The sequence below is a fragment of the Paenibacillus diazotrophicus genome, assembly GCF_042610465.1.
On record NZ_JBGJZN010000011.1, the window covers coordinates 60,229 to 74,769 of the forward strand.

The following is a 14,541-nucleotide window of genomic DNA, read 5'->3' on the forward strand; positions in this document are numbered from 1 at the left end:
CTCAGGGTTGGTGTCGGTTATTTGTTCAATGATTGATTATAATTTTATTCATGTGTTTGCCACCAAAACCTTGCTTGATGCGATGGAGCATCTGGAGGAGTATCTGCAGCTTACGATATGAGTGTCAGGTTATGCGGTTAACTTCATTAAACTGATGAGAGAGCAGCAGCTTGATGTCACTAACAGAACCTTTCACGAAAAAATCTAACGGGGGAAGCACTGCCTGCTTTCTCTCGGAAGTAAATATTCCGGCCGATCAGGTATACCTTTGTTCCCAGCTTGTCTGATGATGAAGCGGATCTTGGATTTACTGATCCAGCCTTGGCTCTATATACACAAAGGACACCCCTCCGGGTGTCTTTTACGCGGGTAACTGAATTCTCAAAACGCAGCTTACTGCAACAACTCTGCCACAAGCTTCAATAGCTTTTCCTGGCTCAGGGTTTTATCGCCGTAACTGGTAACCGTAAAGTATGCATCATACTTTTCGTTATACCAGGTCAGGTAGTTGTGCTGTTTTTCCAACCCTATTCCCAAAGTATTGACGATGACGTCTGTCCCGGCTACAGTAATTTTGTTCGCCTGCTCATCCGCTCCCTGCCATACCCTCATGTCTCCGCCGTGCATCATGTGAGCGGAAATCCCCAGGAACCCGCCGTCTTTCGCATACGAAGCGCTGACCGAGATCGGACTTGTCCACGGCACGGATTTCATGAACAATTGCTGCCCTCCGGTCGCTTGTTCCGCTTGAGTACGCAGCTCATCGAGCGTTTCCAGGTATAGTTCCTGCTGCATCATAGGCGAATTATATGGGTAATCGGGTTCAACAGTACCATTTTGAAAAGAGTATCCCTCCGGCGCTTCCGGCAGCATAGGTGCTCCGGTTCGGCGAATCTCTGCGGAGAAATCGGCATAGGCGGTTAGTCGCTGTTCCTTATGCACAAATTTCAAAGCTTCCGCCGCTCCTTCTGCCACATCCTTTTTGACATAGTATCCAATCAATTCACCCGGTTTAGCAAAAGCGAGCGCTTTAGCTTCCATCTGCTGCCTAAGCTTGTTATTCAGCAAATGGCCCGATTGTTGCACTGGCTCCGGCTCCATGTACTGCACCTTCACCTCGCCTCTGCTGTTACGGATCTGGATATATTCCGCCGCAGCATATGCTGTCACGGAGAGTAGCAGGAATACCATAAGCAGACTGAACACTGCTGTAGGTTTGCGCAGCCTTCTCTTCCACGCAGCAGGGCGGGTGCGCGCCAGCCCCAGCCGCTCTATCCGTTCCATCACTTGTGCTTCTACATCAATCGCCTCAAGCGGATTTGGACCGGCAGAGGCTTTAATTATATCTTGGTATTCATGGCTGATTGCGGTTCGTCCCACAGTTTTTCCTCCTCCACTTCCATGACCTGCTTCACTTTCTTTTTGATGCGGTTCATTCTTTTGTTAAGTGCATTGGGGCTGATCTTAAGGATCTCACTCATTTCCGCATAACTCTTCTCCTCGAATACCCGCAAAATCAAGAGATTACGTTCCTCCAGTGATAACTTGGCTAAGGCGGCCGCCAAAGAGGGCTTGTAAAGCCGGTCATCCAGCTCTTGTTCGGGGCTCCCCACAACCGTTTCCGGGCGAAAAATCTGCATCACCTGACGGTGTAACCTACGTCTGCGTAGCAGATTCAGGCAATGATTATAGGCAATCCGATACAGCCAAGCCGAGAACTGTACAGTAGGCTTGTACTGATGGATCGCCTGATACGCCTTCACTAGTATTTCCTGCACTGCGTCCTCAGCATCCTGCCTGTTCCCTAGCAGACGACAGCAATAGCCGTAAATTGGCTGCTGAAAAGCTCTGACAATGAGAGCATATTGTTCGCTATTCCCTCTCTGAATCCTGAAGATCAACTGCTCTAATCCCCTGGGGTCCATCACATCATCCGGCGTTGTTAACACCTCCTCAAGCTGTATATCTCTATAACACCCGGCCATCTGAAAAAGTGCCATAACTTCAAAAAAACCTAAAAAACAGCAGTTCACTTACAATTGTATCGACTTAAGCTAATAAAAAGACTCTTAAGGAGATCCCTGCAAAAGCCTCAGTATTGAGAAGATGTGAACTCAGTAATGGCGAAAGTAATAGGAATACAAAAAAGCAGTCCATTTACTCGTAAGAGGATGACTGCTTTTGCTCAATTAGACAAACCGTTAGAAGTTTCAATGTGCAGCCGAATCATCAGCATAACGAGCCAGAGCCCTTGAAGCCGACTCTAGCATGCGTCTTTTAAGGTGCGCGCCCTCAACAATTTTCACTCGCAGCCCAAGGAAACGAATTTTTGACAACAGAAACTCACTTTCGTTTCTCATGTAGATGACTTTGATTCGATAAATGCCCGAGTCTTCATCAAAGGTTACCGACTTATCAAAACAGGAAAAGGCGTATAGAATTCGTGACAGTTCAGCATTAAATGTTGGAATGACTTGAACCCATGCGGTTTCCTTCCATTCCTCTAACAAGCGCTCCAAGGTTACCTTCAAGGCTGTAACCTGATCGGTAGGTAGAATGGTTTCTTCGACCGATACGATGTTTTTTAGTTTAGTAGACATGAGGGAATGATGTCGAGTATTGTACCATTGCAGATACCACTCCCTCTTAAACATGTTGTACTCAAGCTTGTGAGGGAATCCAGACTGATTGTTTTTAACTCCTCCATGTTTAATACAATAAGATAGAAGGATTCCGTGCTCCTGCATAATTATTCGGCGGAGCGTGCGTAGCATTGGATGATAGACCTGCCGCTCCTGACTTTTGGCTTTCTCCATAATAATCTCACGTATCTCTGTGGACGATTCAGAATCCAATAAGGAGTTCAACTTACTCAAGGTTTCTGGTGTAAAGGCTTCGGTAGAAGCTGAATGCATCAGCATCGTTTTCAGCCATGAGCGCTCCTGGGAGGTCAGGGCTAATGAACCCACTTCGTCCAGGCGGGAAATGATTTGAAAGTTAAATATTTTCTCGAATGGATTCATAATAGGTGTGAATCTCCTTCCATTCCGCAATAAATTGCTTACGAAGCCAAGGTGGCTCTAATACCTCACAGCTCGAACCGAAGCTCCGTAACCAAGGCTTAATTTCGTAAATGCCGTTCACCATGATCTCGTAAAGGAAGGAGGAGTCCGAGTTCTCCGTAATGATTCCCCACTGTCCCTGCACCTCCACCCGCTCCCGAATGAAATTAGCACCGGATCGACCGGGGTTATAGAATCGAGCGACCACTTTAATCGCACGCGTGGTATCTGTAACCCAACTGTTTTTCAGCTGTCCTTCAATATTGCTAAGTTTCTTAGCAAACTCTTCTTCTTCCACAGCGTCGCCTTCCTCTATCTGAGTAAGTCCCTCCATACGGAATTTCATGATTCCCATACGTGAATGATGTCCGATTAAATACCATCGCCCGTATTGATGATCGTAGACGACACGGATGGGGAGAACCGTTTCTGTAACACCTTTCGTATCCCGCTCAAAGAGGGGGTTTGTGTTCTGAGAAGCGTAGTTCTTGCCTTTTTTAGGAGAAAGATAAAGAAAAGTTAGCTTTTTTCGCTGCTGAATGGCTCCAAATATTGTATAGAGATGCGCCTCGTCAAGAATACGCGAATGGTAATTATACTTGTATCGATGGGTTTCCGCAGCCTCTGGGATATAGCCCCGCTTTCTTAAAACCTTTTTTAGGGTGTCGCGCAGCAGATAGCCTTGGACGGACGGAATCTGCGTATTAGCGATGACATCAACATAGTCGTAAAGGTCCAAAATCTCATCGTCGGATAATTGGTCAGCGAGATCGTTAGCAGCCCTATACCGGAATGGACGCTCCCCATTTACACGAAGAATAACACCAACCTCTTCTAGGTATTTCAGATCTCCCCGGACGGTCTTTTCATCAGGCAGCGGACCATCGGCTGGCATTTGCTCACTGCAGACATCCTGTAGATCTTTAGCGGTTAGCTCCTGCGTCTGTAGTGCTGTTAATAATATCGAAAGCCTGATACTTTCCGTTTCTTTAAGTGACTTTGCACGAAACAAGAAGAGGAGCAACGGGTCGGCAGATTCATAGTAGTTATAGCGGACCCACTCAGAGAGTTCGGTTCCTTGATCTGCGGGGAGGCCTTTTTGTAAGACGGTTACTATTTCCTTGAGATTACGCAGCGTTTTGTCATAGGTATGTATAGAAATGCCGAGGCGATCGGCGAATTGTTGTCTGCTATAGGCCCCCCCAGCTAAAGCGAGCATGCGAAGAAATTGAATCTCCTTGTCGAAACTTTCCCGAGCCATTTGCATTCCTCCAGCATGTAGCGAATCCTTTATGTAACTATAGTACTCATTATATCAAGCACCCGAGTTGAAGAAAATGGAAGGATTTTTATTCGCCGCCATACTTTCACCCTGTTCGTAACAGTGAGGATGAGCGAAGATAGTTCCATGAAGCCGAGTTCACTAAGGATGAGGCAGTTGATCCTGTTGAGGCGCACGGAAGGGTTACTTCGACTTTGAATCGGCTTGTCGTTGGTTCGAGTCCAACTCTCACCGCAGGGTGAGGTAGCTCAGGGGTAGAGCAGCATGTTCCTTTCCAAATTTTTTCCTCAACATCAACAATCATTGTTCAAGATTATCAAGGTGCGAGGCGTCAGAGAGGGCTACTTCGTCAAAAAGGACGGTAATGAGCGTATATACGCTGTACCGATGCCTTCTCAAACTTTTTCCTCGCACCCCCACAAATGAATACCGGCGAGGCGCCGGGGAGGGTTTCTTCGCCACTGATGCGGAACAATGATTTACCCGGGCTTTATGGCAGGTTCGAGTCCTGCAGTGAACCTTCCCTGCTTTTTCTTCGCCGGTTTTTAAATGAAGGAGGCTATAACCATGAGTTTTGCTAAAAAATTATTTTCAACCCTAAGACTGCCTACACCAAATAAAGAAGGTTACCCATCTTACACCCGCTCTGTTGAGGAGCAATACATACAGACGCTGGTAACCAATACATTGGGTAACACTTTCTACGCTGATCAACACCAGCTTTTGGCGGAAGCGGAGGAGATGCACAGGGCAATGGCTCACAGCAACCCGCTGTTTATGGCTAAAGCCATTGTCTATGGGCGTAATGAAGGCTATATGCGCTTACAACCTCTGTTCGGATTAGCCATTCTGTCGGCTTATCGTCCAGACTTGTTTTCGAAAATCTTCTTGAACGTCGTACGAATTCCCTCCGATTTGACGGACTTCCTTACGATCTTGAAAGGATTGGGTCGCGGAGAAGGTGGGCGTGCGGTGAAACGGCAAGTTAACCGTTTTCTATCGGGTATATCCGAGTACTGGGCAATCAAGTACAACGGCCGAGGTCGGGGATATAGCTTGAGTGATGCGATTGCAACGGCCCACCCGAAACCGGCTGATCTTAAGCAGCAAGCGTTATATCGTTATTTGCGCGGTCAAGAGGCTAACTTGTCGTTGCTTCCACAAGTAGAGGCGCTAGAGCAACTGAAACGGGCGGGTTCCGAAGCGGAACAATTGAATTGGATCGAGACGGGGAAATTGCCACATGAAGTGGTTACGGGAGCGATTAAACCCACTAAGGCGGTTTGGGAAGCACTTCTTCATCAGATGCCGATATTTGCATTGATTCGCCACTTGAACACGCTTGAACGGGTAGGTGTTTTTGATAGCCCGAACAATTTAGGGTTCGCGGTAGAACGCTTAACAGATCAACGGGCATTGAAGAAGTCGAAGATTCTACCTTTCCGATTCGCTAAAGCATTTCGGCAGGTACAGCATCCGGTACTGCGCGACGCCCTGCGGGATGCAGCCGAATATACGTTTGATAATTTGCCAGATCTGGAAGATCAGACAGCCATCTTCCTGGACATTTCAGGCTCAATGAATGGTGAGTATTTGCAGATAGGGTCGGTGTTTGCTCTGGCCCTGTACAAGAAAACGCAAGGAAACTCCCTATTCTGGTTGTTTGATACAGAGGTAGAGGATGCCAGACCGTCCCGCCGAGACAGTATTTTATCACAAGCTGATAGAATTCAAGCCCATGGCGGCACCGATACAGGTGCGCCTGTACGGAAGTTGCTCAATGAGCGACGGAAGGTCGACCAGATTGTCATGATCACGGACGAACAGCAGAACCACGGAAGCCCTTTTTATGAAGCCTTACAAAAATACCGTGCTAAAGTAAACCCTCATGTGAGAGCCTACATTATCGATATTGCCCCTTACCGTAATGCGATGGTTCCGCAGCCAGACCACAATACCTTTTATATCTATGGATGGAGTGATACTGTACTCAGCTACATTGCTCAGACCGCGAAGGGCTATGGTTCGATGGTGGAGAAGATTGAAATGATGGACCTGGAGGGATGATGATCGATCCTATAGATAGAGTTTTCCGTGAACAGCTAGACCGAATTGAACAAGAGGAGCAAGAGGGACTTATTATAGAAAGTTTTAAAGGAGGAAAAGAGTATTGGCTATTGTACAATTGAAATCCACAAATCCAAAGTTTACTTTTTTAATTAAAAAAAATCCAGTGACAGGAATGCAGCTTCGTCCGGTTCGTCAAGGGTTGGCTTATGGATGGTATTCGGATGACTCAACTTATAACGTTTATTTCAAGGATGCGGATAATGATATATCCTACAAGCAGAATGACGGCGAGAATTTTGAATACCTAAATGTTTCCCGATTTAATACACCCCAATTTCCTCTAAATGCGGTGAATGAGTTTTTCTCCACACCTTTTAAGACGCAGGACGCGCGGGACGAGGAAGGGTATGAGCATTCCTTTTTCATCAACTTGGTTCATGTGGAGCGGGTACATTATATTAGATTTTTCGAACAGCACTTGAAGGAGTATACCTTTTCCTTGCAGCTTCAAGCACATAAAAGCTATTCACTGACGATTACCACGCATAAAAGCTTGTATCACCTCCTGCATGTTGTGAGTGTATTGTCCCTATTCTTGTCCATGTTCGGAGACGCGTATATCGATATTTCGGAAGCGGTTTTGGATAAATATATTCGAAGCCTTAATGTTATTGATGCACCTTTTTATATACGGAGTCTATTTGCTAGGAATTTTCTGACCTCCAGAGAGCGGTTTAAGAAGTATAAAGCATACATCGAACAAACGGAGCGCTATTCCATCGGGCTAGAGTATGGGAGTACCGCAATACAGCGGCGTAGTTTCATTTCAAGCGTGCTTCCATTTAATAAGCCGATATTGGACATTGGGTGCGGTGAAGGATTCTATGCCATTCCGTATGCTGGGAAAATAGATAGTACCTATTACGCCGTGGATGTAGTCGAGGAGCTGCTAGAGGTTGTGAATCGGAAAGCGAAAGCGAAGGAAGTGGATAACCTTGTTACTTTTCGTTCTCTGGATCATTTTCTGGAGTCGTACAATGGAGAGCAGGTCGATGTGATTTTAACGGAAGTTATCGAGCATATGAGTGAGGCTGAAGCCGCGGAGCTCATTCAGCAAGTATGTAACAATGTAGACTTTGAACAGTTCATTGTAACGACGCCCAACGCTGATTTTAACCGTTACTATGAGCTGGAAGGATTCCGGCATGAAGATCACAAGTGGGAAATGGGGCAGGAAGCGTTCCAGCAATGGTTTGCGGACACGGTTCAAGGTTTGGCAGTTGAGTTCGAGTATGTGATGGTCGGTGACCGAGTTGACGAGATACGTACGACGCAATGCACTATTGTGCGAAGAAAGGAGGATTAGACAGTGGAGATTCAAACCCGTCTACATACGATATTTATGCTCGTAGGGGCTACGGAATGCGGGAAGTCGACTTTTGCAAAAGAAGTGCTGATCCCACAGCTGAAATTTGAGGATGCCTCCAGGGGCTTGCGGATGAATGTGCAGTATTTGTCCTCAGACGGAATCCGGCAGGAAGTACTGGGCTATGACTACGATAAGTATGACCAAGTGATGCTGGAGTCGAGCTCGCATGCCTTTCAACTGTTGTTTGAGAGGCTGAAGCTGGTCACCTCTTTTCCCATTAATGCGGAGTTTGTGGTGATGGATACCATTGGACTCTCTGAAGATTACCGTAGTAAGGTCCGCGAGATCGCTCAAATGAATCATTACAACCTGGAGGTTATTCTATTTGATTACCGCAAACGGGAGGATTATTACAACTCGGAACGATCAAAGAAACTGATTTCGAACCATCTGAATCGGCTGAGAAAAGACGTGCTGCCTGTTCTATCCCGGGAAGGCTATAGCAAAATTCATAAAGTCCGCGCTAAGGATTTTTACTTAATAGACGAAGGCCAATCTAATGTCGACTACCGGGTGGTGATTCAGGATTTAGAGAATTATGTAACTGCGGTACTTCCGCAAGAACAAGAGTATATTGTGGTTGGGGATGTGCATGAGTGTGTTCAAGAGCTGCAGGGACTGCTGCGTGATTATGGTTACCGGGTGGAAGCAGGTAAACTGTCCGCTACAGATAAGCTGAGTCAGACGAAAATTATACTTGTTGGGGACTGGATTGATAAAGGTAAGCAAACACGCGAGACGATTGAGTTCCTATATGAAAACCGTGAGCATTTCCTGTTTGTAATGGGCAATCACGAGAACTTTGTCTACAAGTACGTAAAGGGTGAGATTCAAGGTGCCGATCCAGAACTGCTACGAACGTATTTCGATTCGACCCAAGTGCTTAAGGGGGATTCCGCGCTTTTTAGTAAATTTTCAGTTTTAGTGGAGCTGTCTAAGCCATTTTACCGCTATGTTGGTATGCAAGGACCTTCGTTTTATGTAACGCATGCCCCATGCCGCAATAAATATATCGGCAAGATGGATACAAACTCGGTACGCCACCAACGTAACTTTCGAATGGATCGTGAGGCTGCCCTTGAGAAACAACTTGAATTCCTTAAGCAAGAGGCTGTGGCTAATCATCCGTTCCATCTGTTCGGGCATATTGCAGCCAAGCAGACTTTTCGGATTAAGAATAAAATCCACCTAGACACGGGAAGTGCGCATGGGAATATGCTGACTTCTGTTCGTATATCGTTCAGACCTTTATATAAAAATCATAAGTCGCATGTTGCTATGGTGGAGGAAGAACTTCCGATTCTGTTCCGCGAAGAGAAAACAGTATCCTTGCAGGATCTGGATGTTGAGGCTGTGCGCAGACTGCAATATTGCTCGAAAAATCGAGTCAATTTCATCTCCGGAACGATGTCTCCGGCTGATAAAGATGAGGCTGCAGGTGAGCTCGAGTCGCTGAGAAAAGGATTAGATTATTTTGCTGAACGTGGCGTATCGGAGGTTGTACTGCAGCCTAAATACATGGGATCACGCTGTAATGTGTACCTCTATAGGGAGATAGAGCAGTGCTATGCGGTTAGCCGTAATGGATATAAGGTTAAGACTGTTGATTTGGCTCCTATCTACGAGCAATTGCTTCACAAATTTGGAACCTATATGGCTGAACAAGGGTTAAGTGTGCTTCTTCTGGATGGGGAACTTTTGCCCTGGAAGGCGCTTGGAGTCGGGCTCATTGAGCGTCAGTTCAGACCCATTGGAAAGGCGCTGGAGACGGAGCTTGACTTTTTAAGACAAAATGGATTTGAGGAGGCACTTGGTAAGCTTATTCAGGAGTTTGATGCAAGCGGCTTCGAAAAGGATCAGCACCACTTGTCCAAAGAGGCCCTTAGCAACAACTATGGATCCCATGTGTATCAGAATTTCAAGTATGTCCGAGAGATCAGAGAAGCACATGTAGACCTTGACCAGCGAGATGAAGCTTACCGTGTATACCAGCAGCAATTGGAGTGGTATGCGGGTGATGCGGAATTGGCGTACAAACCTTTTACTATTTTGAAGGAAGTACTAGAGAATGGTGAAGAGCGATTCCCGGCTGGCACAACCTCCGAACAATACCGTTTCTTAAATGACGACGATTGTTTGGTTCTCGACTTAAAAGAGACTGATGCGTACATCAGAGCCGAAGAGTATTTTTCAAGGTTAACGGTTGAGAAGCATATGGAGGGCATTGTGATTAAGCCGGAGCAGGAGCAGCATGGGGTGGTCCCTTATTTGAAGGTCCGTAATCCCGGTTACCTGTCGATAATCTACGGGTACGATTACAAGTTCCCACATAAATATGGAAAGCTGATGAAGCAGAAGAATATCTTTTCTAAGCTGCGGACTTCCGCCAATGAGCACCGGCTAGGTAAGCAAATGCTTAAAGTGAAGCTAAATGACATTACACCTGAGAACGATACCTACAAACAAATTACGGCAAACTTGCTGTTCGAGGTTGCTAAAGAGAAAGAGATTGACCCAAGATTGTAGAGGGATGATCTCTGTCTTCCTGATCGGCTTCTGCGGATTTTTGGCGGTGTACCCTTCTCTAACCGCCGTTTATTACAGTACGGCCAGCCTTGGAGCTAACTATAGGCTTGTCTATCAAGCCTATGGGCTGTCTGCTTTTGTAGGACCGTTCATCGTTACAAACATTTCGTTCTCGCAGGAATTTTTCGTCGCCGCATTAAGCTCCGAATGTTGCTATGGAGGCTTACCAGGTAGAGCAGGTGATAAGTAAGGTTGGTGGGGTTGTTGCAAGCTAACTTTTCCAACGCCAAAGTAATCGGGGACGTAAATGCTCCAAGAAAAATCGCACAAGCGATAAGAGAAGGATTTACAGAAGCTTATAATTTAGAAGTGAAAAAACTTGTGAATTTCTAAACGGCAGGGACATCCCTCATAAATAACGAACAAGGCGAACATTGAAGGTCAATGTTCGCCTTGTTCGTTATCCCCCTTCAGAAAATATATGCTGTGGCCCTGCAACCTATCATCCCCCTGCCTAATAATCATTAACTCAGAATACCGCAGGATGAGCTCTGATATGAGTAAATGATTGTATCGGAACCGCTGTAGCGATTGGTATGCTCAGGGCGTTATAGTTCCAAAATATGTATTATAAGTAAGATCAATGGTTTGGATTAACCGGAATAAGAGACAAGCAGCTTGGAGAAGGAGGAGATGAAGAAGCTTCGTGAGAACTTGCAAGCGATTTCATGTTTGTCTGTAAACTATTCAATCAGGAGGCAAAAGAATGAAGAAAAGAGCTGCAAAGATAGCCAGTATAATGATGTTGTTTTCGCTTGTACTATCTTTAATAGCGGGCGGATGGTCAAATTCGGTCGTACATGCTGCTGGACTTACGATCACTGGCAGTGGAGGCTGGAATGAAGCTGCGTATGTGGAGTGGACCCCTGTTAGTAATGCTACCGGGTACAATGTATATGTTAAACCAGCAAGTGCGGCAGATTCCGGGTATCAAAAAATTCATAATGAATTGATCCGTAAATACGCTTCCTACTGGAGAGCGGATGTTGTGGGGCTTGCTGCGGGGGCTTATGTCATGAAGGTTGAAGCCACGCTGCCAGGCGGAGGGGCGGTAAGTGCGGTTTCTAATACGCTGTCTGTAGCATCATTTGACCGGTCAGGATTCGCTTTTTCGGCAAACTCACAATATGGATCGGGTTCAGGTGCTTATAATGAGAACGGTACGCTTAAGACTGGTGCACAAGTGCTGTATATTACTTCTAAGAATGCGCAAACGGTAACGCTCGATGTGAAAATCAACAGCTCCGGCGCTGTGCAGACAGGTGTGGGTCTTGGCGGAATTCTGGCACTAAGACAAAAAGGCTATGATACAACGCCGCTTGCCATCCGCATTATTGGGAAGGTTACAGCTGCCGATCTGAGTGGACAACTTAACAGCACTGGATACCTTGAAGTCAAAGGTAAAAGCAATTATTCGGAAATGAATATAACGATTGAAGGTATCGGAGACGATGCGTATGCGTATGGGTGGGGAATGCTGCTCAGATATGTAGGTAATGTGGAAGTAAGGAACATCGGAGTGATGTTGTTCCCGGATGATGGCATTTCAATGGATACGGGCAATGCGAACGTGTGGGTGCATAATAATGATATTTTCTATGGATCTGCAGGGAGCGACGCGGACCAAGCCAAAGGTGACGGTTCCACAGACCTTAAAAAGGGATCAACGTATATTACTATTTCCTACAACCACTACTGGGATTCCGGCAAAGCAGCTCTATTCGGTTTGAGCGAATCGGCTGAGTTCTTTGTGTCCTTCCACCATAACTGGTTCGATCATTCAGACTCCCGTCATCCGCGTATAAGAGTGGCCTCTGTTCATGTCTATAATAACTTCTATGACGGAGTATCGAAATATGGTGTTGGGGTTACAACAGGCGCTTCAGCTTTTGTAGAATCAAATCTTTTTAGACATGTCAAAAACCCAATGTTAAGCTCCTTACAAGGAACGGATGCTATCGGTGAGGAGGGTACGTTCTCCGGTGAAAACGGAGGGATGATCAAAGCGTACAACAATAGCATTATTGAAGCGGCAAGTCTTATTTATGCCAACTCCAATGCTGGAACAGCTCCGGCCAATACAACCTCTTTTGATGCCTATGTAGTATCGTCGAGAAATGAAACCGTTCCAAGCTCGTATAAAGCCTTAGTAGGCGGAACAGCTTATAACAACTTCGATACGAGCGTAGATACAGGGGTAAGTGCCTCTGACATCGATAGCGCGAGCGCTATTGAACAGATCGTTACGGCAGAAGCCGGACGCCTGAATGGCGGAGACTTCACCTGGGAATTTAATGATTCGGTGGATGACGTATCGTATTCACTGAATACAGCGCTAATGTCCGCCATTCGCAGCTATACAACGGGGCTAGTATCTGTAGGGGGGAACTCCAACCCAACGACCCCGACTCCAGCACCAACAGCGACTCCAGCGCCAACAGCGACTCCAGCGCCAACGGCAACACCAGCACCGACAGCAACACCAGCACCAACGTCGACAGCAACTCCAGCACCGACAGCGACTCCAACGCCTACAGCAGGAGCGTATGTCCATAACTTTACCACCAATGGAACAACTAGCAGCTTCTTCAATATTCAAGGGAATCTCTCAACCACCAAGGGGACTGTGGTATATAATGGCCTGACCCTAACCCAGTGTTTGAAAATCGAGAGTTCAACTAGCATTGGGTTCACCGCCGGCAAAGCCTCAACCTTAACTTTAGTGTTCAACACAGCAGATGGAACCGCCATCAAGGTGGATGGAACAAGTTATCCCATCACGAACGGCATTGCCACTGTCTCTCTTACGGCAGGTGCACATACGATTACAAAGGATAGTACTACGAACTTGTATTACATGAAGTTGGAGTAGATAAGTTACTATCCTGACCCAGTGATAAAGAGTAAAACGAAAGACACCTCCAGGGGTGTCTTTTTCATGTATAGCGCACAGGCGTTACAATTTTCGATCTTTTTTTACAAGAAACAACATAATAGACAGAATTATTGGTAAAGTTTATAATAAATTGCGGTACTATGTAGTAAAAGATGCCAAAATTGGTGTCTCTTACTTTCGCGCACTAATAAATACTGGGGGGTTTATAAGAATGAAGTTGATTCAAATGAGAAAATCGGTCTTTATTTCATCGATCGTAGTTTCAAGTCTACTGTTTGGCTCAGTAGGAGTATTCGCAGGAACTGGTGTTGAGACGATCAAGGCTAAATTGAACCACGATATTAAGTTTCTTCTTAACGGTGCTAAGTGGACTCCGAAGGATCAATCGGGTAATAACTTGTCCGCTTTGGTATATAACGGTTCTACATATGTTCCTCTAAGATCTGTTTCTGAAGCGCTTGGAGCAGAAGTTGATTTTGATGCATCCTCACTAACTATTTCTATTGATGGTTCAGATAATAGCGGGATTCCTTACAATGATGCTAGTACGGCATCGACTCCACAACAACCTGTTACCCAGGCTCCTGCAAACACACCGGCTCCTACAACTGCACCAAGTCAATCCACTACGACGGCTTCAACCAGCAATGGTAAAACCTTTGGTTCTGCAATTTCAATTGGCAAATCTGTTTCATATGATGACCCTTATAGTTATGATGGTTTTGCATACACTGGGAACTATACGGTCTCCGTAAGCTCCGTAAAGTCAATTTCAAGAAGTGAAATTGCAGCGCTTGGTTTCAGGGAGCCGGAAGCAAACGCTCTAATTGATTATAAGTTGGCTAAGGTTAAGATTGTTCTGAAGAACGGTAAGCTTATCTCATATGGTAAACACGAAAGTACATATGTTGATGTTGCTCTTATGCCAAACCTCTGGGGTTCTAAAACTTCAGACGGCAACAGTATTATCGGTGTAACGGATTATGGGTTCACTGGTTCCTTAAGGGAAGCTCTCCAAGACGCAACTAATTTCAAAAAGCTTGAGTCGGGTCAAAGCTACAGCTACAGTGCTGAAGGACTGGTAATCGTACCTGTAACCAAGGGGTTGACGAACTATCTAACCCTTCAACTCAATAACACTGACGACTATGCCAACTCTTTCTTTTACTTCAAGCTTGAGTAGCTAAGGGAAAGGACACCTTTCGGGGTGTCTTTT

General features: G+C 45.8%; 10 protein-coding genes, 1 tRNA gene and 1 pseudogene. 8 read left to right on the forward strand and 4 right to left on the reverse strand.

The window, feature by feature from the left end:
• Positions 1-52 precede the first annotated feature (52 nt).
• Positions 53-208 (forward strand): annotated as a pseudogene (locus ACAN54_RS27875) (glycine radical domain-containing protein); the annotation flags it as partial.
• 185 nt (positions 209-393) lie between these two features.
• Here ACAN54_RS27875 and ACAN54_RS27880 read toward each other — a convergent pair.
• From ACAN54_RS27880 to ACAN54_RS27895, 4 genes are all read right to left on the reverse strand, one after another.
• Positions 394-1,380, reverse strand: coding sequence for a hypothetical protein (locus ACAN54_RS27880; protein ID WP_379163476.1), 987 nt, complete (start codon positions 1,378-1,380; stop codon positions 394-396).
• On the reverse strand, positions 1,341-2,000 hold the full coding sequence (locus ACAN54_RS27885) for an RNA polymerase sigma factor (protein ID WP_379163479.1): 660 nt from the start codon (positions 1,998-2,000) through the stop codon (positions 1,341-1,343). The genes ACAN54_RS27880 and ACAN54_RS27885 overlap by 40 nt, the downstream gene beginning before the upstream one ends.
• 210 nt (positions 2,001-2,210) lie before the next feature.
• Positions 2,211-3,023 (reverse strand): WYL domain-containing protein, encoded by an 813-nt coding sequence (locus ACAN54_RS27890; protein ID WP_379163482.1) that lies wholly within the window; start codon positions 3,021-3,023, stop codon positions 2,211-2,213.
• The gene (locus ACAN54_RS27895; RefSeq protein ID WP_379163485.1) at positions 2,998-4,323 is read right to left on the reverse strand and encodes a helix-turn-helix transcriptional regulator; all 1,326 of its coding nucleotides are present in this window, start codon (positions 4,321-4,323) and stop codon (positions 2,998-3,000) included. Before ACAN54_RS27895 ends, ACAN54_RS27890 begins: the two co-directional genes overlap by 26 nt.
• Before the next feature lie 167 nt (positions 4,324-4,490).
• Between ACAN54_RS27895 and ACAN54_RS27900 the strand changes: the two genes are divergently transcribed.
• The 7 genes from ACAN54_RS27900 (at position 4,491) to ACAN54_RS27930 (ending at position 14,508) form a co-directional block, all read left to right on the forward strand.
• Positions 4,491-4,578, forward strand: a tRNA-Ser gene (locus tag ACAN54_RS27900).
• A gap of 333 nt (positions 4,579-4,911) precedes the next feature.
• Positions 4,912-6,411: a TROVE domain-containing protein gene (locus ACAN54_RS27905; RefSeq protein ID WP_379163488.1), complete on the forward strand. Its 1,500-nt coding sequence runs from the start codon at positions 4,912-4,914 to the stop codon at positions 6,409-6,411.
• Between the two features lie 103 nt (positions 6,412-6,514).
• A complete protein-coding gene (locus ACAN54_RS27910; protein WP_379163491.1) occupies positions 6,515-7,780 on the forward strand; it encodes a methyltransferase domain-containing protein in 1,266 nt (421 codons plus the stop codon).
• A 3-nt stretch (positions 7,781-7,783) separates the two neighbouring features.
• Positions 7,784-10,369: a metallophosphoesterase gene (locus tag ACAN54_RS27915; RefSeq protein WP_379163494.1), complete on the forward strand. Its 2,586-nt coding sequence runs from the start codon at positions 7,784-7,786 to the stop codon at positions 10,367-10,369.
• The gene (locus ACAN54_RS27920) at positions 10,353-10,619 is read left to right on the forward strand and encodes a hypothetical protein (RefSeq protein ID WP_379163497.1); all 267 of its coding nucleotides are present in this window, start codon (positions 10,353-10,355) and stop codon (positions 10,617-10,619) included. Before ACAN54_RS27915 ends, ACAN54_RS27920 begins: the two co-directional genes overlap by 17 nt.
• Positions 10,620-11,135: 516 nt before the next feature.
• Positions 11,136-13,301, forward strand: a complete 2,166-nt coding sequence (locus ACAN54_RS27925; protein ID WP_379163500.1) for a pectate lyase family protein — start codon at positions 11,136-11,138, stop codon at positions 13,299-13,301.
• A 235-nt stretch (positions 13,302-13,536) separates the two neighbouring features.
• Positions 13,537-14,508 carry a stalk domain-containing protein gene (locus tag ACAN54_RS27930; RefSeq protein ID WP_379163503.1) on the forward strand — a complete coding sequence of 324 codons (972 nt, stop codon included), beginning with the start codon at positions 13,537-13,539 and terminating at the stop codon, positions 14,506-14,508.
• Positions 14,509-14,541 lie beyond the last annotated feature (33 nt).